The organism is Agrobacterium sp. D14 (assembly GCF_001526505.1).
Lineage (GTDB): Bacteria > Pseudomonadota > Alphaproteobacteria > Rhizobiales > Rhizobiaceae > Agrobacterium > Agrobacterium leguminum.
Window position 1 is genome coordinate 1 of record NZ_ASXX01000009.1, and the last position, 25,341, is coordinate 25,341.

The 25,341-nt window shown below is 60.4% G+C and carries 22 protein-coding genes; 13 read left to right on the forward strand and 9 right to left on the reverse strand.

The features are described 5' to 3' along the window. Positions 1–126: 126 nt before the first annotated feature. Positions 127–738 carry a biliverdin-producing heme oxygenase gene (locus L901_RS07505; RefSeq protein ID WP_059755434.1) on the reverse strand — a complete coding sequence of 204 codons (612 nt, stop codon included), beginning with the start codon at positions 736–738 and terminating at the stop codon, positions 127–129. Positions 739–1,045: 307 nt separating this feature from the next. Between L901_RS07505 and L901_RS07510 the strand changes: the two genes are divergently transcribed. The 9 genes from L901_RS07510 (at position 1,046) to L901_RS07550 (ending at position 9,973) form a co-directional block, all read left to right on the forward strand. Further along, positions 1,046–1,930: a dihydrodipicolinate synthase family protein gene (locus L901_RS07510; protein ID WP_059755082.1), complete on the forward strand. Its 885-nt coding sequence runs from the start codon at positions 1,046–1,048 to the stop codon at positions 1,928–1,930. A gap of 21 nt (positions 1,931–1,951) precedes the next feature. Beyond that, positions 1,952–2,608 carry a GntR family transcriptional regulator gene (locus tag L901_RS07515; protein WP_059755084.1) on the forward strand — a complete coding sequence of 219 codons (657 nt, stop codon included), beginning with the start codon at positions 1,952–1,954 and terminating at the stop codon, positions 2,606–2,608. A 105-nt stretch (positions 2,609–2,713) separates the two neighbouring features. After that, positions 2,714–4,042: a sugar ABC transporter substrate-binding protein gene (locus tag L901_RS07520; protein WP_059755087.1), complete on the forward strand. Its 1,329-nt coding sequence runs from the start codon at positions 2,714–2,716 to the stop codon at positions 4,040–4,042. Further along, positions 4,042–4,980, forward strand: coding sequence for a carbohydrate ABC transporter permease (locus tag L901_RS07525; protein WP_059755090.1), 939 nt, complete (start codon positions 4,042–4,044; stop codon positions 4,978–4,980). The genes L901_RS07520 and L901_RS07525 overlap by 1 nt, the downstream gene beginning before the upstream one ends. Positions 4,981–4,994: 14 nt before the next feature. Continuing rightward, on the forward strand, positions 4,995–5,816 hold the full coding sequence (locus L901_RS07530; RefSeq protein ID WP_026363927.1) for a carbohydrate ABC transporter permease: 822 nt from the start codon (positions 4,995–4,997) through the stop codon (positions 5,814–5,816). Between the two features lie 29 nt (positions 5,817–5,845). Further along, positions 5,846–6,904, forward strand: a complete 1,059-nt coding sequence (locus tag L901_RS07535) for an ABC transporter ATP-binding protein (RefSeq protein ID WP_059755092.1) — start codon at positions 5,846–5,848, stop codon at positions 6,902–6,904. 21 nt (positions 6,905–6,925) lie between these two features. Beyond that, positions 6,926–7,885 carry a sugar kinase gene (locus L901_RS07540; protein ID WP_059755095.1) on the forward strand — a complete coding sequence of 320 codons (960 nt, stop codon included), beginning with the start codon at positions 6,926–6,928 and terminating at the stop codon, positions 7,883–7,885. A gap of 142 nt (positions 7,886–8,027) precedes the next feature. After that, on the forward strand, positions 8,028–9,086 hold the full coding sequence (locus tag L901_RS07545) for a P1 family peptidase (RefSeq protein WP_059755098.1): 1,059 nt from the start codon (positions 8,028–8,030) through the stop codon (positions 9,084–9,086). 20 nt (positions 9,087–9,106) lie between these two features. Continuing rightward, entirely contained in the window at positions 9,107–9,973 is an 867-nt protein-coding gene (locus tag L901_RS07550) for a D-amino-acid transaminase (protein ID WP_059755100.1), read from the forward strand. A 64-nt stretch (positions 9,974–10,037) separates the two neighbouring features. On the opposite strand, the gene L901_RS07555 is transcribed toward L901_RS07550, so the two are convergent. The 7 genes from L901_RS07555 to L901_RS07585 all read right to left on the reverse strand — a co-directional run bounded on the left by L901_RS07555 (position 10,038) and on the right by L901_RS07585 (position 17,852). Further along, positions 10,038–10,934 carry a LysR substrate-binding domain-containing protein gene (locus L901_RS07555; protein ID WP_059755103.1) on the reverse strand — a complete coding sequence of 299 codons (897 nt, stop codon included), beginning with the start codon at positions 10,932–10,934 and terminating at the stop codon, positions 10,038–10,040. Positions 10,935–11,018: 84 nt separating this feature from the next. Beyond that, positions 11,019–12,530 carry a serine hydrolase gene (locus L901_RS07560; protein ID WP_059755105.1) on the reverse strand — a complete coding sequence of 504 codons (1,512 nt, stop codon included), beginning with the start codon at positions 12,528–12,530 and terminating at the stop codon, positions 11,019–11,021. Positions 12,531–12,770: 240 nt separating this feature from the next. Next, positions 12,771–13,511 carry an ABC transporter ATP-binding protein gene (locus L901_RS07565; protein WP_059755108.1) on the reverse strand — a complete coding sequence of 247 codons (741 nt, stop codon included), beginning with the start codon at positions 13,509–13,511 and terminating at the stop codon, positions 12,771–12,773. After that, on the reverse strand, positions 13,508–14,338 hold the full coding sequence (locus L901_RS07570) for an ABC transporter ATP-binding protein (protein WP_059755111.1): 831 nt from the start codon (positions 14,336–14,338) through the stop codon (positions 13,508–13,510). The genes L901_RS07565 and L901_RS07570 overlap by 4 nt, the downstream gene beginning before the upstream one ends. Positions 14,339–14,341: 3 nt before the next feature. Then, positions 14,342–15,244 carry a nickel transporter permease gene (nikC, locus tag L901_RS07575; protein WP_059755113.1) on the reverse strand — a complete coding sequence of 301 codons (903 nt, stop codon included), beginning with the start codon at positions 15,242–15,244 and terminating at the stop codon, positions 14,342–14,344. Continuing rightward, entirely contained in the window at positions 15,241–16,254 is a 1,014-nt protein-coding gene (locus L901_RS07580) for an ABC transporter permease (protein WP_059755116.1), read from the reverse strand. Before L901_RS07580 ends, nikC begins: the two co-directional genes overlap by 4 nt. 2 nt (positions 16,255–16,256) lie before the next feature. After that, positions 16,257–17,852 (reverse strand): ABC transporter substrate-binding protein, encoded by a 1,596-nt coding sequence (locus L901_RS07585; protein WP_059755120.1) that lies wholly within the window; start codon positions 17,850–17,852, stop codon positions 16,257–16,259. A gap of 235 nt (positions 17,853–18,087) precedes the next feature. Here L901_RS07585 and L901_RS07590 point away from each other — a divergent pair, with 235 nt between their 5' ends. Continuing rightward, complete coding sequence (locus L901_RS07590) at positions 18,088–19,128, forward strand: dipeptidase (protein WP_059755437.1); 1,041 nt, start codon at positions 18,088–18,090, stop codon at positions 19,126–19,128. Between the two features lie 55 nt (positions 19,129–19,183). Here the strand turns inward: L901_RS07590 and L901_RS07595 are convergent, their stop codons facing one another. Continuing rightward, positions 19,184–19,477 (reverse strand): hypothetical protein, encoded by a 294-nt coding sequence (locus L901_RS07595; protein ID WP_020810151.1) that lies wholly within the window; start codon positions 19,475–19,477, stop codon positions 19,184–19,186. A 277-nt stretch (positions 19,478–19,754) separates the two neighbouring features. Here L901_RS07595 and mprF point away from each other — a divergent pair, with 277 nt between their 5' ends. From mprF to L901_RS07610, 3 genes are all read left to right on the forward strand, one after another. Then, positions 19,755–22,355, forward strand: a complete 2,601-nt coding sequence (gene mprF, locus L901_RS07600; protein WP_059755123.1) for a bifunctional lysylphosphatidylglycerol flippase/synthetase MprF — start codon at positions 19,755–19,757, stop codon at positions 22,353–22,355. Continuing rightward, positions 22,352–23,737: a virulence factor gene (locus L901_RS07605; RefSeq protein WP_059755126.1), complete on the forward strand. Its 1,386-nt coding sequence runs from the start codon at positions 22,352–22,354 to the stop codon at positions 23,735–23,737. The genes mprF and L901_RS07605 overlap by 4 nt, the downstream gene beginning before the upstream one ends. Positions 23,738–23,958: 221 nt before the next feature. Further along, positions 23,959–25,287 (forward strand): telomere resolvase, encoded by a 1,329-nt coding sequence (locus L901_RS07610; RefSeq protein WP_035237027.1) that lies wholly within the window; start codon positions 23,959–23,961, stop codon positions 25,285–25,287. The last annotated feature ends 54 nt before the right edge of the window (positions 25,288–25,341 follow it).

Genomic DNA, 25,341 nt, shown 5'->3' on the forward strand with positions numbered 1-25,341 from the left:
AAACCACAATACGTCCACACAAGGCCGGGGTGACGCCGTGAGGGTGCTAAAACCCGGCCAAACATCCATGAACACGCAGCATTCCAAGCGCTCTGAGAGGAGCTGCCGCAAAGCTATGCCGAAATCTCAGACGAGGCGCTGCTGCGCATAAGCATGCACGGCCCGGAAAGCGGCTTCCGCACCGGCGATGACCCGCTCTTCTTCTTCGACCGTCAGCGAAATTTCATCGAGCGCGGCGGTGAAAGTGCGCCAGTGCAGGCCGCGTCCTTCCGGAGCGCCGGCCAGATGGCGTGCCCCAAAGTCTTCATTCAGACCAAGCTTGGCCGCATCCTTCAGCAGGAAAGCAGCGCCGAGATTGGAGCCTTCGACCACATAAAGCCAACCCATGGCCTCGGGCAGATCGAACGGCGTTTCACCGGTGAAGCGCGGCTCGGCCGTTTCGGGAATGGAAAGGCCAAGATCGACGAGGTCCTGCTCGATCATGGAGAGACGGCGGCGGCCCTTGAGATCGGGAAGCAGGCCATCGAGCGTCGCATTGGAAAAGAAGACATCGAGGTCGCGATGGAAAAGATATTGCGTTTCCACGAATTTGCCGAAGTTCTCCCGGCTCTCGAACGGCTTCGATGCCATGATGAAGGCATCGAGATCGCCATGCGCGCCGCGCGTCGCAGCTTTCAGGCGCTTGACGCGGCTCTGCTCAATGTCTGCTACAGGCGCTGACGGCTCCGCAATGGTCATGATGATGGTCCCTTTATCCCTGATATTCAGATTGCTGATAAAAATCTTTACTCCAACAGTCAAATTTTATTTTCGCATTTATCCGCTCGCCCTGCAAAGAGCATAAGCCCGCTGTCGCCACGGTAAAGCGGCATCTCCTGGACCGGCACAACCCTTCCATCCCAATGCATCGCAACGTTGCCCCTCAACGCACGACGAAGCGAATTCCTCGATTCCCATCTTCCGAACAATCAAACTGCAATTACCTCTTTACAACTAACATGTCAGCGCGTTATCAATTCGCAATCACCTTCGAGGAGCATCTTACTTGACCCAGAAATTTGGCCTTTCGGCAGCCCTGACCACTCCTTTCAAAAAGGACGGAACGGTCGATATCGACGCCATGATCGCCCATGCCCGACGCTGCCTCGCAAATGGCTGCGACAGCGTGACACTCTTCGGCACCACGGGCGAAGGATGCTCCGTCGGCAGCCGTGAACGGCAGGTCATTCTTTCCCGCTTCATCGAGGCGGGCGTTGCGCCTTCCCGTCTGGTCACCGGCGTTCTGGTGGACTCCATCGAGGACGCGGCCGACCAGTCGGCCGAGGCCCTGAAGGCCGGCGCCCGCAATATTCTTCTCGCTCCGCCCTCCTATTTCAAGAATGTCGGCGATGACGGCCTGTTTGCCTGGTTCTCGGCGGTGTTCGAAAAGATCGGCAAGGACGCTCGCGACATTCTCGTCTACAACATTCCTTCCGTGACCATGGTGACATTGTCGGTCGAGCTGGTTGGACGGCTGAAAAAGGCATTCCCCGGCATCGTCACCGGCGTCAAGGATTCCTCCGGCAACTGGAGCCATACCGAGCGCTTGCTGAAAGAACATGGCGATCTCGCCATCCTGATCGGCGATGAGCGCGATCTGGCGAAGGGTGTTCGCCTCGGCGGCCAGGGCGCGATCTCCGGCGTCGCCAATTTCCTGACACAGGAAGTCCGCGCCATGGCCGTTGACGGCAAGGACGACAAGCGCATTGAAGATCTTGTTGTGGAACTTCTGAAATTCCCGGTTACGCCAGCGGTCAAGGTGCTGGTATCACACACGACAGGAGAAAATATCTGGGCGGACGTGCGCGCACCGCTCGTCGCCATTTCGGCTGAAGACCGGCGGCGGATCGAAGGCGCATTCGACGCGCTGTTTCGCAAACAGGCCGCCTGAACAGACCTTGAAAGGTTGAGCATGGAAGATACCGGCGAACAGACATTGCGGGAACGGGCGTATGAAAGCTTTACGCATCACCTTCTCTCGCGCGACGTTCGCCCGGGGCAATTCATCTCGCAACGCCGCCTCGTGGAATTGACGGGTCTGCCGCTGGGGGCGATCCGGGAGGCCATTCCACGGCTGGAGGCGGAAGGTCTCATCAAGACCGTGCCGCAACGGGGGTTGCAGGTCGCCCATATCGATCTCAACCTCATCCGCGAGGCGTTCCAGTTCCGTATCTTTCTCGAAAAGGAGGCCGTGGCGCTCTTTACCCGTTCGGCCTCCGACGAGACCATCGCGAAGCTCCTGAAACAGCATCGCGATATCGCCGAAGCGGCTGAAAACGGTGGGGAATCCCCGGAACTGGACGAGCATGCGCAGCAGGTGGACTGGGGCATGCACGACGCCTTCATCGATGCGCTCGGCAATTCGATCATCTCGAACGCCTACCGGGTCAATTCCATCAAGATGCGCCTTATCAATCAGGAGCGCTTCCGCATCGCCGGCCATGTGAAGTCGGTGATGAAGGAACATCTCGCCATTCTCGAAGCCATCGAGAGGCGATCCGTCGAAGACGCCGTGGAGCGGCTGACCGCCCATATCCGCAACGCAAGGGACAGGGCGCTGGCGGTTTAGGGCAATTCCGGCAGGGACTGAAGAGGGTCCTGCGCCGGGATTGCAGGAAAATAAGCAACAAGCCGGGGTGAGGAGAATTTCCGGCTAATCTGGAGGAGAACTGACATGACGCATTCATTGCTCAACCCCACGCGTCGCGCCTTTCTGGCAGGCACGGCGGCGCTTGGCGGCGGCGCGATGCTCGGCATTCGCCCGGCATCGGCAGCGGTGAACTGGAAAAAACACGCCGGCACCACGCTTGAGGTCAATCTCGTCAAAAGCCCGCGCAGCGAAACGCTGATCAAATATCTCGGCGAATTCGAAGAGCTGACCGGCATCAAGGTCAATGCCGAAGCAACGCCGGAACAGCAGCAGCGCCAGAAAGTTGTCATCGAGCTTTCCTCCGGCAAGCCGAGCTTCGATGTGGTGCATCTGAGCTATCACGTTCAGAAGCGTCAGTTCGAAAAGGGCAAATGGCTGGCCGATATCAGCGGCTTCCTGAAAGACCCGTCGCTGACCGATCCGTCGCTTGCGGAGAAGGATTTTGCCGAGGCCGGTATGCTGTTTGCCAAGGATAGCGACGGCGTGCTGCGCTCGCTGCCCTTCTCGGTGGACTACTGGATCGTCTACTGGAACAAGGAGCTCTTCGAAGCAAAGGGCCTGAAATACCCCGAGACCTTCGAGGAGCTGGTGACGGCGGCGGAAAAGATTACCGATCCTTCCACCAACACCTATGGTTTTGTCGCGCGTGGCCTGAAGAACGCCAATACTCCGGTCTGGACCTCGCTGATGCTGGGTTATGGCGCAAGGCCAATCGTGGACGGAAAGGTCAACACCGAATCCAAGGAAGCGGTGGAAGCCGCCAAGCTTTACCAGCGCCTGATGACCAAAGCCGCCCCTCCCGGTGTCTCCGGCTTCAACTGGGCGGAAGCGCAGTCGGCCTTCCTGCAGGGCAAGATCGGAATGTGGTTCGATGGCGTCGGTTTCGCGCCGCCAATCGAGAACCCGGAAAAATCCCGTGTCGTCGGCAAGGTCGGTTACGGCGTCATGCCGAAGGGCCCGGCAACCCAGGCCGCCGGCACCTTCGGCGATGGTCTCGGCGTTGTCGAAGCCAGCAGCAAGAAGGAAGCCGCTTACCTCTTCTGCCAATGGGCGATCTCGCATGAAATGGGTGCGCGTCTCCTGCAGGCCGGTGCCGGCGTTCCGTTCCGCCAGTCCATCCTCGAAGACCAGAAGGTGCGCGAAGGCGTGAAGATGCCGGCCGCCTGGCTGGATGCCGTCGTCGGTTCCGGCAAGGTCTCGCAGCTTGCGCTTCCCGTCATCATTCCGGTGACGGAATTCCGCGACATCTACGGCGTCGGCCTCACCAACATGATCGGCGGCGCGGATCCGGCAGCCGAACTCAAGAAGGCGACGGAACAGTTCGCACCCGTTCTGGCGCGTAGCGAGGGATAATGGCCTCCGTGAGCATCGAAAACACCAAAACAGGCGTCAGTCGTAAAGAAGGGAGCAGGCCGGCAAGGCTTGCTCCCAACTACTGGCCCTTTGTCATACCGGCACTTGTCGTCATTTCGGCGGTAATCGTTTTTCCATGGGTGTTCACCCTCTGGATGAGCGCACATCGCTGGACGCTCGGACAGGAGCAGAGCTTTATCGGTTTCGAGAACTACATCCGGCTCGCCAGCGACGCCCGGTTCTGGGAATCGCTCTGGCATACGCTCATCTATACCGTGCTGTCGGTCGTCGCTCCGCTGTTCCTCGGAACATTGGCGGCGCTGGTTTTCGATGCGCAGTTTCCGCTGCGCGGTTTCCTGCGCGGCGTCTTTGTCATGCCGATGATGGCGACCCCGGTCGCCATCGCGCTCGTCTGGACCATGATGTTCCACCCGCAGCTCGGCGTCCTGAACTATCTGCTCTCCTTCGTCGGCATCGGCCCGCTGGAATGGATTTACAACCAGTCCACCGTCATCCCCTCGCTGGTGCTGGTGGAAACCTGGCAATGGACGCCGCTTGTCATGCTGATCGTGCTTGGTGGTCTCGCTGCCGTGCCGCGCGAGCCCTATGAGAGCGCCGAAATCGACGGCGCCAATGCCTGGCAGAAGTTCCGTTACCTGACCATGCCGATGATCGCCCCCTTCCTGATGATCGCCGTCATCATCCGCTCCATCGACGCCGTCAAAAGCTTCGACATCATCTATGCGATGACGCAAGGGGGGCCGGGAACGGCGTCGGAAACCATCAACATCTATCTCTACAACACGGCCTTTGCCTATTACGACATCGGTTACGGCTCGGCCATGGCCGTCGTCTTCTTCATCATCATCGTGGCGCTCTCCTTCGTGCTTCTGATGGTGCGCCAGCGCTCGCAATGGAACGAGATGGAGGATCGCTGATGTCTGCAAAAATCCTGAAACGCAAGACGCTTGATCGCATCGGCCTGTTCTTCGTGGCGCTGGTGATGATCTCGCCGGTCATCCTGTTCTTCATGTGGATGATCTCGCTGTCACTGAAATATGAAATCGACAACGGCGCCTACCCGCCAATCCTCATTCCCGAACGTTTCGCCTGGTCGAATTATGTGAAAGTGTTCGAGGAGAATAATTTCTTCCTCTATTTCTGGAATTCGGTCCTCGTCACCGGTGCCGCCACCATTCTCGCGCTCGTCATCGGCGTGCCCGCCGGTTACGGGATTGCGCGACTGAAGGCGGAAAAATCCGCCGTCGTCATCATGATTGCCCGCATGACGCCCGGCCTCTCCTTCCTCATTCCGCTGTTCCTGCTGTTCCAATGGCTGAACCTCTTGGGCACGCTCTGGCCGCAGATCATCATCCATCTGGTGGTGACGGTGCCGATCGTCGTCTGGATCATGATCGGTTATTTCGAGACCACACCGAAGGAGCTGGAAGAGGCGGCAAGCATCGATGGCGCATCCTCCTGGCAGGTGTTCCGGCTGGTGGCGCTACCGATTGCCAAGCCCGGCATCGTCGTCTCCTTCATCCTCGCGGTCATCTTCTCGTGGAACAACTTCGTCTTCGGCATCGTGCTGGCCAGCCGTGAAACGCGCACCCTGCCGGTCGCGGTCTACAACATGCTGTCCTTCGAACAGGTCAGCTGGGGACCGCTGGCCGCAGCTGCGCTCATCGTCACGCTGCCGGTGCTATTGCTCACCATGTTCGCACAGAAACAGATCGTGGCGGGTCTGACCGCCGGCGCCGTCAAGGGCGGCTGAACCAACAATTTAAATACGGGAACCTCCACATGGCACCGGTCAATATCCTGAACGTCCAGAAGCGCTTCGGCGCGGTCAACATCATCCACGGCATCGATATCGATATCAAGGATGGCGAATTCGTCGTGCTCGTCGGCCCTTCCGGCTGCGGCAAATCCACTCTGCTGCGCATGATCGCCGGGCTGGAAGAGTTGAGCGACGGCGAAATCCACATCGGCGCGCGCGAGGTCAGCCACCTCCCCGCCCGCGACCGCGATATCGCCATGGTGTTCCAGAACTACGCGCTTTATCCGCACATGACGGTGAAGGACAATATGGGCTTCGCGCTGAAGCTGAAGAAGGTGAGTGCCGAGGAAACCAAGGCGAAGGTGGACAGGGCGGCCGCCATTCTCGGGCTGGAAAAGCTGCTGGACCGTTATCCGCGCCAGCTTTCCGGCGGCCAGCGCCAGCGTGTCGCCATGGGCCGCGCGCTGGTGCGCGACCCGCAGGTTTTCCTGTTCGACGAGCCGCTTTCCAACCTCGATGCCAAGCTGCGCGTGCAGATGCGCGGCGAGATCAAGGCCATGCACCAGCGCATCGGCACCACCACCATCTATGTCACTCACGACCAAGTGGAAGCCATGACCATGGCCGACAAGATCGTGGTGCTGCATGACGGCGTCATCGAACAGATCGGCGCGCCGCTCGAGCTTTACGACAATCCCGCCAATCTCTTCGTCGCCGGTTTCATCGGCTCGCCCGCCATGAATTTCATTCGCGGTCGGGTGGAAGAAGGTGTGTTCCGCACCGCAAAGGGCCTCAGCCTGCCGCTGCCCGCCAATGCCGATATCGGCACGCTCGGCGGCCGCGATCTCGTTTATGGCGTGCGGCCGGAACATATCCGCGCCGCTGAGACCGGCATCGAAGGCCGGGTCGAACTGGTCGAAGGCACCGGCTCGGAAATCTACGCCAAGCTCAATTGCAAGGGCGACGACATCGCCTGCCTGTTCCGCGAGCGCCTCAATGTCCGCTTCGGCGATACGATCCACATTGCCATCGATCCGGCAACGGTGCATCTGTTCGACAAGAACAGCGGCAAGCGTATCTGACAGGTGACAGGAGTGAGCAGCATGGCAGACAAACAGGGCGGCAAGCATGTGCTGTGCGTCGGAGCCGCCGTGCTTGATACCCTGTTTCGCGTGCATGAGATGCCCAAGGGTGAGGGCAAGGTTCTGCCCTACGAGATGTTGCAGATCGCCGAAGGCATGGCGTCGAGCGCCGCCTATGCCGTGCATCGCATGGGCGGTCGCGCCAGCCTGTGGGGTGCGGTGGGCGATGACGAAACCGGTACCCGCATCCTGCGCGATCTCGCCGAAAGCAGCATCGATGTTGCCGGCATGACCCTTGCCGCAGGCGCGCGCTCGGCACTCTCGACGATCATCATCGATGACCGGGGAGAACGGCTGATCGTGCCTTTCTATGATCATCACCTGCATGAGAAAAAACGCTCCTGCACGCCGGCAGATATTGCCCCGTTCGATGCCGTTCTGGTGGATGTGCGCTGGCCGGAACTGGCGCTCGATGTGCTTGATGTGGCGCGTGCGCTTGGCAAACCCGCTATTCTCGATGGCGACGTTGCACCGGTCGAAACCCTTGAGAAGCTGGCCCCTGCCGCAACCCATATCGTCTTTTCCGAACCCGCCGCCGCCCGGCTGACGAGCATCGAAACTGTAAAGGACATGCTACCGGTGCTACACGCCCGCTATCCGAAAACCTTCATCGCCGTCACCGCCGGACCGGCGGGCTGCTGGTGGACGGAGGCCGGCGATCCGACCGTGCATTTCCAGACGACGATGCAGGTTAAGGCAGTGGATACGCTGGCGGCGGGCGATATCTTCCACGGCACCTTTGCGCTGGCGATGGCTGAGGGTATGGAAAGCCGTGCGGCCATCCGGCTCTCCTCCGTTGCCGCCGCGCTGAAATGCACGATCTTCGGCGGCCGCATCGGCGCACCCACGCGCGACGAGACCGAGGAAGCCATGCGGCAATGGCTGGAGCGTGAAGGCGAACCCACGCAACGCGCCTCCTGAGCGCATCCATTGCCCGCATAAAACTATTCCATTTTTGCGATGCCGTTTCGCGGAGAACTAGGCTAACGTTCGGACAGGCAAAGCTTTTCCCAAGCCGCGTCCGCTCCAATTTCAGCCTGCATTCCGCAAAAGTGATCGCCCGATGCATCAGACGACCCGCCCGAGACTGCGCGATATCGGTTTCCGGCCCGGCCATTTCGAGACCGGCCCACTCAACGCCATCACCGATGTCGAAGGCGTGACCATCGGCCATTCGACCGTCATCGAAGGCGACACAATCCGCACCGGCGCAACCGCGATCCTGCCGCATGGCGGCAACCTGTTTCAGGACAAGGTGCCCGCCGCCTTCGCCGTCTATAACGGCTTCGGCAAATTTGCCGGATCGACCCAGATCGAGGAACTGGGCGAACTCGAAACACCAATCATCCTCACCAACACGCTGGCGACAGGTCGGGCCATAGAGGCGATTAACCGCCATACGCTGGCGCAGCCGGGCAATGAGAAAGTCGTCTCGATCAATGCCGTCGTCGGCGAAACCAACGATTCCCGCCTGAACGACATTCGCGCCGGCCGCCCGACCGTTGAGGAAATCTCGGCCGCGCTGAAAAACGCCGCCACAGGCCCGGTGGCCGAGGGCGGCTTTGGTGCCGGAACCGGCACCGTGGCCTTCGGCATGAAAGGCGGCATCGGCACCGCATCCCGCATCGTCACCATCGCAGGGGCGGCCTATACGCTCGGCGTGCTGGTGCAATCCAATTATGGCGGCCATCTGCTAGTCTGCGGCAAGCCCTATGTCAGCCCGGAGCACAAGGACAAGGACGGCTCGATCGTCATCGTGGTCGCAACCGATGCGCCGCTGTCGTCCCGCAATCTGAAGCGTCTGGCCGCCAGAAGCTTCGGCGGGCTGGCCCGCACGGGCGCCGCACTCAGCAATGGTTCCGGCGACTATGCGCTGGCCTTTTCCACCGATGAGCGGCTGCGCCGCACGCCCGCGCGCCGCAAGGCAGTGGCAGAATACCCGGAACTTTCCAACGATGCGATTTCGCCGCTCTTCGAAGCCGCGATAGAGGCGACGGAGGAGGCGATCCTCAATTCGCTCTGCGCGGCCAATACGACCACGGGCTTCAATGCCGGCACCGGCAAGGCCTCCACGGTCGAGGCCATTTCCATCGACGCCCTTAAAACCCTTCTTTCAGCCTGACTTTTCCAGACGGAGTTTTCATGACTAGCCCATCCGGTCGCATCGTTTACGTCAACGGCGAATTCCTGCCCGAAGCGGACGCCCGCCTTTCCATCTTCGACCGCGGTTTCCTGTTTGGCGACGGCATTTATGAAGTCACCTCGGTTCTGGAAGGCAAGCTGATCGACAGCGACCTGCATATGGCCCGGCTGGAACGCAGCGCCCGTGAAATTGACGTGCCGCTGCCGGTCACGACCAAGGAAATCGTCGAGGCAGAGCGCCGCCTGATCGCCGACAACAACCTCGTCGAAGGCATGATATACCTGCAGCTGACGCGTGGTGCCGAAGACCGCAACTTCCTGTTCTCCGCCGATCTGAAGCCGACGCTGGTCATGTTCACCCAGGCCAAGAAGCTGATCGGCACACCGGTCGAGGAAGCCGGCATCGCTGTCAAATCCGTTCCCGACCAGCGCTGGGAACGCCGCGACATCAAGACTGTCTGCCTTTTGCCACAGGTCATGGCAAAGCGCATCGCCAAGGCCGAGGGCTGCGACGAAGCCTGGATGATCGAGGATGGTTTCGTCACCGAAGGCGCATCTTCCACTGCCTATATCATCACCGGTGACAAGAAGATCATCACCCGCGGCAACAGCAACAAGACCCTGCCCGGCTGCACCCGCCTCGCCGCCCTGCAACTGGCCAGGGAAGCCGGCTTCACACTGGAAGAGCGGCCCTTCACGCTGGAAGAGGCGCTGAATGCCGATGAAGCCTGCCTGACGAGCGCCTCCAACTTCGTTGTCTCGGTGACGAAGATCGATGGCAAGCCGGTTGGCAATGGCAAGCCCGGCCCGCTCGTCAGCCGCCTGCGCGCGCTCTATCTGGAAAACGCCCGCCGCACCGCGATCTGATCGAAAGCGTTTTGTTTGTCGCATTTCCGGACGGAAAACCGGGGCCACTTTTCCTGGAAATGCTCTAGCCTTCGAGAACCGCCCATATACGCTCGACAACGGGCCGGCGGTTCTCCTTGGAACGATAGAGCCGGATATCGACGGCAATATCGAAACTGTCATCGGCGGCACGCACCAGCGCGCCGCTATCCAGCTCGTGCCGCATCAGGCTTTCCGGCACCCAGGCGACACCCCAGCCGGCCATCGCCATGGCTTTCAGCCCCACCGACATGCTGCCCTCATGCACCCGCTCGAATTGCGGCAGGCGCGCGCTCAGGAGATCGCGCAGCAACGGCCCGAAGAACGAGGCCTTTTCATAGTCCAGATAGGCGAAGGGTTTTCGAGCATTTTCCACGAGTTCATGCAGCGGTGAACCGTCTTTCGCCGGCGCGGAAACGGGAATGATGTTTTCCGCCCCCAGCACGCGGAACTCGAAGGTCTGCGCATCGAGCAGCATCGGCACTTCGGGATGGGCATAGGTCAGAAGGAAATCGCTCTGCCCATCCACCAGCGAATTGAGGTTTTCCTCCATACTTCCGGAATCGGGCCTCAACACTGAAAACAGCGGTCCCGCCTTTTCGTTCACCCGCTTCAGCCAGTCGGGAAAGAAGGTGAAGGACAGGGTATGCAGCGCCGTCAGCCGCACCGTTCTGGCATCCGCTCCTTCTTCCTGAAGAAGTGTGCGCCGGGCATGATAAAGCTGCTTCAGCGTTTCCTGCGCCACCGGCACGAATTTCACGCCCGCTTCGGTCAACCGGGAAGGATAGGAGGCGCGGTCAACCAGCGTCGCGCCCACCCAGGCTTCCAGCTGCTTGATGCGCCGGCTGAAAGCGGATTGCGTCACATGCCGCTCATCCGCCGCCTTCGAGAAATTGAGCGTTCCGGCCAGCGCCAGGAAATCCTCGAGCCATTTGACTTCCACGGCTCACACTCCCACCAACAATATCCTATCCGTTCATTCGGAAAGCGTCTTTATTAGGAGCAATGGGATGTGAATGAAACTCTTTTAAAGAGCCCTTGAATATTCGATCATCCGCGCCCGGCTGGAAACCAGCTCGATCCGGTCATCGCCCAGACGATTGAGGCAGACGCGCTTCGTCCACGGCCCGTCAATCAGCGTGAAGAGGAAACGACCATTGCCGAGCGCCTTCAAGGGCATGCGGCGGCGCGTGGGGCCGATGCCCATCGTCAGCGACGAACCGCTGATCGAAAATTCCGCTCCCTCATCCGAGCGCCACGACCCCGAAAGATCATCCGGCACCGCATGATCGCCGACCGGCAGGAAACGGCGGGCGGCGTGACCGGCCTCACCGACAATGGCATCACCGTCTAACCTGAGACGCATCGGAGAAGATGCGGAGCGGGAAGAGACCCAGCCATCGACATCTTCATAAAGCGTGTCGTCACCATCGATAAAGGTGGATGTGCTGCCCTTGATTTCCAGCCACCACGGCCCGCTTTCGGTCACGTAAAGGCCTTCCGGCAGGCTGGCGGCCGGCTTGGGCAAAGGCAGGCCGGTGAGGGCCGCCATGCTTTCAAGCGCGATCTTGAAGCCATTGGTATCCTCACGGTTCGACACCACGACAAAACCCGTGCCGCTTTCCGGATCGAGCAGGAAATAGGTCTTGTAACCCGGATGCGAACCGCCATGGCCGACGAAGCGCCTGTCACCGAGATGCGACCAGCGCAGGCCGAGGCCATATTCGCTCATCCGCCCATCCCGGAGCGGCCGCTCGGCCGAAAGCGCGTCAAGAACACCCGCGAAGCTGCCCTCGCCGCGCATCAGACCCTGCAACCAACGGGTAAGTGCTTCGGCACTGCCCGCAAGGCTGCCGGAAGCGGAAATATGCAGGCCAGCCGCCGAAAGCTGCCAGTTGTCTTCAGCCTTCCAGTAACCCGGCACCAGCCCGTCGACAGGATCGTTCCAGACATCCGGTGCCTTGAGAAACACGCCGAAGGGACCGGCAATCTGCGTCTGCACGAAATCATCGAAACGGAAACCGCGACGCTCCAGCGCCGCTTCCACCAGACGGTAGCCCGTATTGGAATAGGAAACCTCGCTGCCGGCCGAAAAATTCAGCCGGGTGAGCCGCGACAGGTATTCGAGAAGCGGGCCCGCCTTTGTCTCCGTGTAAACGGAAAGACCAAGCAGTGAGAGGCATTCCCGCGTATCCGGCAGCCCGCCACTCATATCCAGCGCCTGCCCCACCGTCACCTCGCGGAGCGGCGATTGCAGCTCCGGCAGATGCTTGCCGAGTGTATCGTCAAGCCCGATCAGATCGGAGTGGGCAAGCACCATGGCACAGAAAGCGTGTTTGGTGACGGAAGCATAACGCACCACGCTCTGCGGCGTGAAAGGTGCGAATGTCGAAAGGCTCTCGACACCGCCCGCATGGGCAAAGCGAATGCCATCGAGATCGAAACCGATGACCGCCCCGCCCGGCTCGTTGCCCGCCCATTGCGAGACGAAGCTCTCGGCAAGCGTTGAAGCGGCATTCCAGTCGAATTGCTGTGGCATGGTTCGGTCTCGTGTCTCTATTGCAGCGCGCGAGGACAACGGTTTTGTCACCGGCATCGCCGCTTGTTTCTTCTCCCCGCCGGGGAGAAGGTGGCCCGAAGGGTCGGATGAGGGGGCGACGTTGCCGGATATCTCTACCCTTGCCCCCTCATCCCGCTGCCGCGACCTTCTCCCCCTCGGGGAGAAGAAACCAGCAGCACCCGCTCGATCCATGTGTAACGTAGGCTAGGTGACCGGCCGTCAGGCCGGCTCTTCCAGCCGGATGCTCAGGCTGCGCAGCTCTTCCGTATGCGGATGTTTCGTGCGACCCTCGCGCAGATCGCTCGCACTCAGCTGCTCCACCATTTCCCCGTTCAGCATCACACCAACCTGCGGGCACAGATGCGCGATAACAGCCAGATTGTGGCTGACGAGAATATAGGTGAGGTTGCGTGCCGCACGCAGGTCCTGCAACAGGTTCAGGATTTCCGCCTGCACCGACACATCGAGCGCCGAAGTCGGCTCATCGAGCAGCAGCACCTGCGGGTCAGCGATCAGCGCGCGGGCAATCGCCACCCGCTGGCGCTGGCCGCCGGAAAGCTGGTGCGGGAACCGGAAACGCACAGCCTGCGGCAGCGCCACATCCGAGAGCGCCTGCTGGATGCGCTTTTCGATATTGTCCATGCCATGCACCAGCGGCAATTCGCTGAGAATGCGGTCGATGGTCTGGCGCGGATGCAGCGACCCGTAGGGATCCTGAAACACCATCTGCACCTGCCGGAAGAATTCCGGCGTGCGACGCAGCGGTGCATCCTTGCCGGCAAAGGCGATGCGGCCTTCCCAGCTTTCATTGAGGCCGGCCATGGCGCGCAGGATGGTGGACTTGCCCGAGCCGCTTTCGCCTACGATGCCGAAGCTGCCGCCCTTTTCCACCGAAAAGGACACGCCCTTCACCACTTCGCGGTCGCCGAACTTGATACGGAGGTTTTCGACATCGATCATTGGCTGGACCACGCTGCATCACGGTTGAGAACGGGAAGACGCTCGCGCGGATGCGTCAGCGAGGGAATGCAGTTTAAAAGTCCCTGCGTGTAAGGATGCTGGGCTTTCAAAAGCTCGGAAGCCCTCAGTTCCTCCATCACCCGGCCGGAATACATGACGGCGACGCGGTCGCAGAAATGCGAAACGAGCGGCAGGTCGTGGCTGATGAGGATGAGGCCCATGCCGCGTTCCGACACCAGCTCCTCGATCAGCCGCAGGATTTCCGCCTGCACCGTCGCATCAAGCGCGCTGGTCGGTTCGTCGGCGATCAGCAGTTCCGGATCGGGCGCCAGCATCATGGCGATCATCACGCGCTGGCCCATGCCGCCGGAAACCTCATGCGCATAGGATGAGGCAACCTGACGCGGATTGCGGATCTTCACCTGATCAAGCAGGCCGATTGCCGCTTCCATGGCGGCGCGCTTGCTGCCGCCCTTATGGGTGCGCCAGGCTTCGGCCACCTGCGCGCCGATGGTCTTCACCGGGTTCAGCGAATATTTCGGATCCTGCAGGATGAAGCCGGCCCGCTTGCCACGTATTTGGCGCATCTGCCTTTCGCTGGCAGACAGCACATCGATTCCGTCAAAGGCGAGCTTGTCGGCGCGGATATCGGCATTGGAGGGCAGAAGCTTCATCAGCGCGCGCGCCGTCAGGCTCTTGCCCGAACCGGATTCGCCGACGATCCCGAGCTTTTCAGTGCCAAGCTTCATGGAAACACCGCGCACCGCCTCGAAACGGCTGGTGCGGGTCTGGAATGCGATCTTCAGATTTTCGATTTCGACCAGCATGGCTCAATGTCCCTTCGGGTCGAGAACGTCGCGCAGGCCATCGCCGAGGAAGTTGAAGGCGAGCGAAACGAGGAAGATGGCGATGCCGGGAATGGTGGCAACCCACCATTGTTCGAAGATGAAGCGCTTGGCGGTGGCAATCATCGCGCCCCATTCCGGCGAAGGCGGCTGCGCGCCCATGCCAAGGAAGCCGAGGCTGGCAGCGGTGATGATGATCGAGCTCATGTCGAGCGTGATGCGCACGATAAGGCTCGGCACGCAAAGCGGTGCGATATGCCGGGCGATGATGCGCCAAGCGGAAGCGCCGGTCAGCCGGTAGGCCGCGACGAAATCGCTGCCGCGCACCGTCATGGTTTCGGCGCGCGCCAGACGCGCATAGGGCGGCCATGCGGTGAGCGCGATGGCGAGAATGGCGCTTTCGACGCCAGGCTTCAGCGCCGCGACGAATGCGAGCGCCAAGATGAGGCGTGGGAAGGCCAGGAACACATCCGTCACCCGCATCAGCACCGTATCAACGATGCCGCCGAAATAACCGGCGATGCAGCCGATGGCGAGGCCGATGGGTGCCACGAGAACGACGACGGCAATGACCATGCCGAGCGTGACGCGGCCGCCGTAAAGGATGCGCGAAAGAATGTCGCGGCCCAGCTCATCCGTGCCGAACCAGTGCTCGGCACTCGGGAAGGCAAGGCGATTGCCGAGGTTCTGCGCGGCCGGATCGTAAGGCGCGATGAACGGCGCCAGCAGCGACAGCGCGATGAAGACGACGATGATGGTCAGACCGATCACCGCCAGCGGGTTGGACTTGAGGTTCAGCCAGATACGATACCGGTTTCCCCAGGCAGCCTGTGTGCGGGAATGCGGCGTCTCATCAAGAGCCCAGTTTCTGAAATTAGCTAACATCATCGAACGCGGGGATCCATTACTCGGTAAAGCACGTCTGCGAGCAGGTTGAGGCCGACATAGATCAGGCCGATCAACAGGGTTGCTCCGACGACGGGGTTCATGTCCGCGTTCATGAGCGAGACGGTGAGATATTGGCCAAGGCCCGGCCAGCTGAAGACGGTTTCCGTCACCACGGCGCCTTCGAGAAGACCGGCATAGGTGAGCGCCAGAACCGTGACGAGCTGCACGGCGACCGTCGGGAAGGCGTGGCCCCAGATCACGGTCATGGCCGAAAGCCCCTTGGCGCGGGCGGTTATGACATATTCGCCCTTCAACGCGTCGATCATGAAGGCGCGCGTCATGCGGGTGATATAGGCCATGCTGAAATAGGCGAGAATGCAGACCGGCTGCACCATATGGGCGATAGCGTCGTAAAAGGCGTCCCAGTCACCGGCAAGCAGCGTGTCGACCGTCATCAGGCCGGTGACCTGCGTGATCATGCCGTCATAGATGATGTCCTGCCGGCCCGGTCCCGGTGCAACGCCGAGGGTGGCGTAAAACACCAGCAGCGAAATCAGCGCCAGCATGAAGACCGGCACGGAATGGCCGGCAAGGCAGACGACGCGGATCACCTGATCCGTCAGCTTGCCCTGCTTCACCGCGGCCCAGACGCCGAGCGGAATGCCGATCAGGGCTGCAAGAATGAGCGCTGCCGTGGCAAGTTCGAACGTGGCGGGGAAGACACGGGTAATATCCACCCAGACCGGATTGCGGGTCAGGATGGAATTGCCGAAATCACCGTGCAGGACCTGCGAGACATAATGGAAGAACTGCACGACCAGCGGCTGGTCGAGACCCATTTCGGCCCGCACGCGCACGATGACGTCTTCAGGAGCGTTGTCGCCGACCGCCGCGATGACGGGATCGACGGGCATGACGCGCCCGATCATGAAGGTGATGACCATCAAACCGAACAGCGTCAGGATGACGCTGCCCAGTATCGACGATATGCTTTTGACGCGCTTGTTCAATGTCACGCTTTCTTCGCATCGTGGTAGGAATTGCCCTCGGAGAGAACACCGAGTTCGAAACCGGATACGCCCTTGCGGAAGGCGGCCGTCTTCGTGGTCTGGAACATGAACACGAACGGGCTGTTCTGCATGTGCTCGCGCTGCAGGGCTTCATAAAGCTCCACGCGCTTTGCCGGGTCCTTCTCGTCACGGGCGGCCTCCGCCTTGGCGGCGAAGTCGTCGTTCTTGAAACGCGAACGCCACAGGAAGGGCTTCGACTTGGCGTCGTCGCCATTATCCTTGTTGATGTTGAAGACATCGGCGTTGGAATGCGGATCGAAATAATCCGTGCCCCATGCGGAAAGCGCCATCTGGTGTTCACGCGCGCGCATCTTGGTCAGAACCTGACGGTTTTCCGCCGACTGCAGGCGCACCTTGATGCCGATATCGGCAAGGTTTGCCTGAATGGCCTGCGCCAGATCCGGGTAAGGCTGGGCGGAATAGTGATCCATGCTGATCTCGAAACCATCGGCAAGACCGGCTTCCGCCATCAGCGCCTTGGCCTTTTCGACGTCGCGCTGGTACGGGATGTCGTTGACGGCGCCGGGGAAGCCCTTCGGCTCGAAGCTCTGGTGGATTTCGTGCGTCAGCGGCACGATGTTTTCCTGCATGCCCTTGTAGTCCAGCGCCCACTTGATGGCCTGCCAGACCTGCGGCTTGGCGAGGTTCTCATTGCCCTGGTTGAGCGAGATCAGCACCAGCGAGGCAATGGACTTGCGCTCCAGTTCGATATTCGCATCGTCCTTGACGGTGCGCAGCTGCTCGGAGGTCAGGTCGCGGGCAATGTCGATATCGCCCTTCTGCAGCATCAGAAGCTGGGAGGACGGATCGGTGACGTGGCGCAGGATGATGCGCTTGATATTGCCCTTGTAAGGACCGTTCGGATTGACGGTCAGCGCAACGCTTTCGCTCGGCTTCCAGGCCTGTAGCACGAAGTCGCCGGAGCCGGCGCTGTTCTTCTGCAGCCAGCCATTGCCGAGGTCTTCGCCGGAAGCATTGGCGAGAACCGCCTTCTTTTCGACGATCGCGCCGATATTGGCCGAAAGGCAATAAAGCAGGAAGGAGATGGCGGTCGGCTTTGCCGTCGCCAGCTTCACCGTCTTGTCATCAGTGGCAACGATGGTCGTCTCGGCATTGTCAGGCGTGAAGCCGAACTGGCTGATGATGAAGGCCGGGCTCTTGTTCATCTTGATGGCGCGCTGCAGCGAGAAGGCGACGTCTTCCGCCGTGACCTTGGCACCGCTCGCGAAGGTCGCTTCGTCACCGATGACGAAGGTGAAGACCTTGCTGTCCGCATCGGCTTCCCAGGACTTGGCGATGACCGGATCGACCTTGGTGGAATCCTCACGGTTGGCGCGCACCAGCTTCTGATACATGTTGGAGATGATTTCACCGCCGACGGCTTCGAAACCTTCATGCGGGTCAAGGCTCGTCATATTGTCCAGTTGCTGGGCGACAACCAGAATATCCTTCGGCGTCGCGGCAAAGGCCGGAATGCGCGCATAGGACAGGAACGGAACGGCAGCGCCGGCAATCAGCAGGTTGCGTCTTGAAATCATCGAAAATCCCCTTTCGGACCTTATTTTTCGGAAAACGGTATGGGTTTGCCCCAATCCAGTCATTTTTTTTATGTTTTCCCGCGATTACCACGAGCAAACGAGGCCCGACCAATTCCAAATTTGGCAGAGCCTATGCACGGATTGCATTTGCTCCCGCCTTGACCTTTCCTCTACCAATTCAGAAAACTCGTCCGCACGCGCGTTCGCGCAATCCCATTTCCGAAGGTGAATGACCATGACCGATCAAAAAACCGTACCCGTCTTCGACGGCCACAACGACGTGCTTCTGCGGTTATGGCGATCGGGCAATGCTTCCCCCGAAACGCTTCTCATCGAAGGGGATACCGTCGGCCACATCGACCTGCCGCGCGCCAAGAAAGGCGGGCTGGCCGGTGGCCTCTGCGCCGCCTATGTGCCTTCGCCCAGCATGGACAAGGACGCCAACGGCGACTACCCGACACCTGCCGAAGCGGATGCGCTGAAGGCGACGCTTGCCATGGCCGGCCTTTTGTTCCGGGCAGAGAAACAATCCGCAGGCGCGCTCAAGGTCTGCCGCACCGCCGCCGATATCCGCGACGCCATGGCGAAAGGGGCTTTCGCTTCCGTCTTCCATATCGAAGGTGCGGAGGCGATCGGCGCCGATCTGGATGCGCTCCACGTTCTCTACGAAGCGGGCCTGCGCACGCTCGGGCCGGTCTGGAGCCGCCCGAACATCTTCGCTTACGGCGTTCCCTTCCGTTTCCCCTCGACGCCGGATATCGGCCCCGGTCTCACGGATGCCGGCAAGCGGCTGATAAAGACCTGCAACGAGCTGAAGATCATGGTCGACCTGTCGCACATGAACGAGCAGGGTTTCTGGGATATCGCCAAGATTTCCGACGCGCCGCTGGTGGCTTCGCACTCCAACGCCTATGCGCTGTGCAATCACAGCCGCAACCTGACGGATAGGCAGCTTGACGCCATCCGCGACACGGGCGGCCTTGCCGGCATCAATTTCGGCGTTCTGTTCCTTCGGCAGGACGGCGTGAAAAATCCGGATACCGATCTCAACGAACTCGTCCGCCACGTGGACTATATCGTCAACCGCATCGGCATCGATCACGTCGCGCTCGGTTCGGATTTCGACGGCACCACCATTCCCGCCGCCATGAAGGACGCAGCCGATCTGCAATTGCTGGTCGAAGCCCTGCGCAAGGGTGGTTATGACGACGAGGCGCTTGCCAAAATCTGCCACGGCAACTGGATCCGTGTGCTGGAAAAAACCTGGGGCGCGTGAGGCATATTGCAATTTATCTCCGGCGCAAAGCGCCGGAGATGTGAGCGGCAGGCCCTTAAGCCTTTGCCGCTTTTTTCTTACCGGTCGCCCGGAAAGCCAGAAGCCCGGCGACGACACCGATCATCGCCCATTTCATCGGCAGCACATCCGCCGTCTCGCTGCGGATCGGCAATACGGTCACGGTGCCCGGACGGGATTCATAACCCATCTGCCCTTTTGCCTTGGCCTCCGCGATCTGTTGCGGCGAAACGACCCATTCGGCACCGCGCATCTTATCCACCGCCATGTATCCGCCGCCCGCCACGAGGGCGACGACGAGCGAAACGACTATTCTTGTGGGCGTGTTCATTGGCATCTCCTTCAATCGAAAGGAGCGTGTAGTCGCATCAAACGGCACCACCAAGCAACTGTAACGGTCAATTTGGCGTCATTCGGAACAATCCCGTCAATCATGCATTCCATAGTTGCATTTTCCGCCCCAAACCCGGTGAAATTCACGCATGATCGGACACAAACTTCACATCGACACTTCATGCTTTTCTGCTAATCACATTTCCTCAACCGAAACGAATTAGCGACACAATCCTGTGGTTCGCCAACAGGAACTGGCGCTGGGCAAAGTAAAAATGGCAGACAAGAGCGAAATTACACAAACCGATGTTACGGAATCCGCGGTTGAAAGCTTTTTTGCCAGAAACCGCCCCTATCTGACCGCGATCGCCATTACGCTGGTCTTCGTGATGATGACTTTCGCCATCTATCACCTGACCTCCGAAGTCCGCTATGACGACGTCATCGATGCGCTGACGCAGACCTCGGCCTCGGCGGTGCTGCTCGCCATCGTCTTCACCGCGCTCAGCTTTCTGGCGCTGATATTCTACGACGCCAATGCCATCGAATATATCGGCCGCAAGCTGCCCTTTCCGCCCATGGCGGCAACTGCGTTTGCGGCCTATGCCATTGGCAATACTGCCGGTTTCGGCCCCTTGAGCGGTGGCGCCATCCGTTTTCGCGCCTATTCCCGGCTGGGTCTGTCACCCGGCGAAATCGCCCGCGTCATCGCCTTCGTCACGCTGTCCTTCGGGCTTGGGCTGCTTTCGGTCAGCGCCATCTCCACCTTCATCGTCGCACCGCGCATCGCCGCCATCATCGGCGTCGATGCCGCTATTCTCAGGGGTGCAGCGCTTGCCATAATCGCGGTTCTCGTGGTGGCGGCCTATGTCGGGCGCAACGGGCGCGCCATCCGGCTCGGCGCATGGCGGCTTCGTCTCCCGGACAGCCGAACATCGTCGCGCCAGTTCCTCGTCTCCGCTTTCGATATCGCCGCCTCCGCCTCCGTGCTTTATGTCCTCCTGCCCGACACACATCTCGGCTGGCCGACATTTTTCGCCATCTACGCCACCGCCGTCGGCCTCGGCGTCCTCAGCCATGTGCCCGCCGGTCTCGGCGTCTTCGAAACCGTCATGGTTGCGGGGCTTGGCAACGCCATCAGCGTCGATCAGCTGCTCGGAAGCCTCGTTCTCTACCGCGTGATCTATCATGTGCTGCCACTGGTGGTGGCCATTCTTGTCATGCTCGTCTCGGAGATGAAGCAGTTCGCGGCAAAGCCTGTTGTCTCCGATATCAGCCAGCTTGCCGTGCGGCTTGCGCCGCCGCTGCTATCGACCTTCGCGATGATCCTCGGCACCATGCTGATCTTCTCGAGTGTGACACCGACGCCGGACAGCAATCTGGATTTCCTCTCCAATTTCGTGCCGCTTCCCATCGTCGAGGCGGCGCATTTTCTGACGAGCATTCTCGGCCTCGTGCTTGTCGTCGCCTCGCGCGGCCTCGGGCAGCGGCTGGACGGCGCCTGGTGGATTGCGCTGGTCGCCGCCTCGCTGGCGCTGGTCCTCTCGCTCCTCAAGGCCATCGCCGTGTTCGAAGCCGCCATTCTCGGCGTCTTCATCGCGGCCCTTTCCGTCAATATGCGCAGCTTCAACCGCCATGCCTCGCTGGTGAAGCAGGCGCTTGGGCCAAGCTGGCTCGCCGCCATGGCCGTCATCATTGCTGGCGCGGCGACAATCCTGCTCTTCGTCTATCGCGATACGGATTACAGCCAGACATTATGGTGGCAGTTCGAATTCTCCGAGGAAGCGCCGCGCGGATTGCGCGCCCTTCTCGGCCTCGTGCTTGCCTCCTCCACCATCGCCATCTTCAGCCTGATGCGGCCGGTGGCCTTCAGGCCGGACGCCATTAAGGCCGATGACGTCACGAGTGCGACCGGCATCGTCATGACACAGGATGCGGCCGACGCCAATCTGGTGCGCATGGGCGACAAACACGTGATGTTCTCCGAAAGCGGCAACGCCTTCATCATGTATGGGATTCAGGGCCGTTCATGGATCGCCTTCGCCGATCCAGTCGGCGACGAGGATGATTTTCCGGATCTGGTCTGGCAATTCGTGGAAGCCGCCCGCGCCGCCGGCGCGCGCGCCGCCTTCTATCAGATTTCGCCTTTCCTCCTCTCCCATTGCGCCGATGCGGGCCTGCGCGCCTTCAAGCTCGGCGAACTGGCATTGGTCGATCTCACCGCATTCGAACTGAAGGGCGGCAAGCTCGCCAATCTTCGCCAGTCGCTGAGCCGCGGCGCGCGCGACGGACTGACCTTCGAGGTGGTCGAGCAGGCGCAGGTGGCGGATATTCTGGATGAGCTGAAACAGGTCTCCGATGGCTGGCTCGCTCACCACAATACCCGGGAAAAGCGCTTCTCGCTTGGCGCTTTCGAGCCGGATTACATTCTGTCGCAACCCGTTGCCGTGCTGCGCAAGGATGGAAAGATCACCGCCTTCGCCAATCTGATGGTGACGGACACGAAAAAGGAAGCCACCGTCGACCTCATGCGTTTTTCGCCGGATGCGCCGCGCGGCTCGATGGATTTTCTCTTCGTCAGCATCATGCAATATCTGCGCGAGGCGGGCTATGAGAGCTTCAATCTCGGCATGGCCCCCATGTCCGGCATGTCGAAACGCGACGCCGCCCCCGTCTGGGACCGCATCGGCAGCACGCTGTTCGAACACGGCGAACGTTTCTACAATTTCAAGGGACTTCGCGCCTTCAAGGCGAAGTTCCACCCGAAATGGGAACCGCGTTACCTTGCCGTGCAGAACGGCGCAGACGCCGCTCTGGCGCTGATGGATGCGACGGTTCTCATCAGCGGCGGCGTCAGAGGAGTGATCGGAAAATGAGAAAATCCAGCATGCTGAAAGCGGTTCTTGCCGCCTCCGCCCTGTTCGCCTCCCCCTTATTCGTTTCTGGCGCCGTTTTCGCGCAGGACAAGCCCGCTTACGAGACCGGCATGATCCCCGCCGGGCACATCATGGTGCCGGATGGCGATATTCTCGCCAGCGTCTTCCTGATTTCCGATGCGGACGGGTGGACAGCCGCCGATGAGACCCGCGCCAAGGCGCTGGTGGAAAAGGGCGCAGCCGTGGTCGGCATCGACTTCAAGGAATATCTGAAGGCGCTCGAGGCCGATGACGACGAGTGCATCTATATGATCTCGGACATCGAGTCGCTCTCGCAGCAGATTCAGCGCACCGCCGGCACGAGCAGCTATCGCCAGCCCATCCTCACCGGCATCGGCAAGGGCGGAACGCTGGCGCTGGCGATGATTGCGCAGAGCCCCGTCTCCACCGTCCGGGAAGCCATCGCCGTCGACCCCAAGGCCGGCCTGCCGCTCGAGAAAATCCTCTGCACCCCCGCCACGAAGGACAAGGCGGATGGCGAAACGGTCTATGGCCTGACCGACGGCCCGCTGCCCGCCCCCGTCAGCGTGCTGTTCACGCCTGCCGCGGATCAGAAGGGCCGCGACCACGTCAATGCGCTCGTCAAGCTGCATCCCGATATCGACGTGACGGATGTGGATGACAAGGCGGACGAGGTTCTGACCCAGACCCTGTCCGACCAGATCGACGCCGCAGGCGACACCGACAGCCCACTCGGCCTGCCGATCAAGGTTCTGGAAACCAGCCCGGTGATGGACACCATGGCGGTAATCTATTCCGGCGACGGCGGCTGGCGCGATCTAGATGAGGAAGTGGGTGGCGCCTTCCAGAAGGAAGGCATACCCGTCATCGGCGTCGATTCGCTCCGCTATTTCTGGAAGGAAAAGAAACCGCAGGAGGTCGCCACCGATCTCGGCCGCATCATCGACACCTATCGCAAGGAATGGAAAGTCCGCAATGTGGTCTTGATCGGCTATTCCTTCGGTGCCGATATTCTTCCCGCCACCTATAATCTGCTGCCGGACCGCGACAAGTCGCATGTCGTGCAACTGACCCTGATGGGACTTTCGACCGAAGTGGATTTCGAGATTTCCGTCGAAGGCTGGCTTGGCGTTGCCGGTGAAGGCAAGGGCGGCAAGACGGTGGATGACATCGCCAAGATCGATCCGAAGCTGGTGCAGTGCATCTATGGCACGGAAGAAGAAGATGAAGACCCCTGCCCCGGCCTGAAAGCCAAGGGCGTGGAAGCGGTCGGCATCGAGGGCGGCCACCATTTTGACGAGGACTATGAGGGACTGGCCAAGCGTATCGTGACCTCGCTGAAGACCCGGCTGCCGAAATAGCCTGCATCCCCATCGGCCGAAATCCCGCCTCTAGGATGATCTTCAGCGGCGAATGCATCGCCGATGCTTCTTCGCGTCGCGGCCGTGCTTGCGGAATCGCTTAAACTATTATTCAAAAGAAACCGGCCTGCAGTGGATGTTCATCACATTTCCGCAACCGTGCTGCTGTTGATCGCCAACCATGGATTTTATATTTCCGGACGGGTTCAGGGAGCCGCCGCATGCCCGCTTCAAAGCGAAAGACGAAAACACCAGTCCTCGTGGAACGCATCGATCATTTCGTCGGTCAGGTCAAAGAGGCGATGAAGAGCGATGACACGCTGCGCAACAGAAAAATCCGCGATCTGTGGGATGCCGAGGTCCGCTACCATTTCGACAATGGCCGCACCGAAAAGACGCTCGAACTCTACATCATGAAATATCGCAATGCGCTGAAGGCCGAGTTCGGCGTCAAGAGCACACCGCTTGCCATCTGCAACATGAAGAAGCTGCGCGAGCGGCTGAACACCTATATTGCGCGCGCCGACTATACGAAAACCGGCGTGGCGACCTCCATCGTCGAAAAAATCGAACGGGCGGAGTTCAATACCGCCGGCCGCAAGCCAACCGTTCTGCTGCGCATCGCGGATTTCATTGCGGCGATGAACGGCATGGGAACGAAAGAAGAGATGCAGACCCTGTGGAATGCTGAAATCAGCACCATGAAGGGCAGAGCCCAGACCACGATCATCTCCTACATCACCAAATATCGTAACGCCATCCGCGAGGCCTTCGGCGACGACCACCCGATGCTGAAGATCGCCACCGGCGATGCCGCAATGTATGACGATGCACGCCGGGTGAAGATGGAGAAGATCGCCAGAAAGCACGGCGCGCTGATCACTTTCGAGAATTACCGGCAGGTTCTGAAGATTTGCGCGGACTGTCTTTTGTCCGCCGATCCCCTGATGATCGGCATCGGCCTGATCGGCATGACGGGGCGCCGCCCCTACGAGGTCTTTACCCAGGCCGAATTTTCGCCTGCTCCCTATGGCAAGGGCGTCTCCAAATGGAGCCTCCTGTTCAACGGCCAGGCAAAGACGAAACAGGGCGAAGGAACGAAATTCGGGATTACCTATGAAATCCCGGTGCTTGCCCGCTCAGAAACCATTCTGGCCGCCTATAGGCGCCTGCGCGAAAGCGGACAGGGAAAATTGTGGCATGGCATGTCGATCGACGATTTTTCGTCGGAAACCCGCCTGCTGCTCCGGGACACGGTTTTTAACCTGTTCGAGGATCTCTGGCCGAAGGAAGAGCTGCCCAAGCCCTATGGCCTCCGGCACCTCTATGCCGAGGTGGCCTTTCACAATTTCGCGCCGCCGCATGTGACCAAGAACAGCTACTTCGCCGCCATTCTCGGACATAACAACAACGACCTCGAAACGTCGCTATCCTATATGACCTATACGCTGCCGGAAGATCGCGACGATGCGCTGGCACGGGCCAAACGCATCAACGAACGGACGCTACAGCAGATGGCGACAATCGCGCCGGTATCCCGCAAGGCATGATGCGTTAACGTCATTTTCCGGGCGTAAAACCGTTCGGCAGCTTTGGCGGAAATG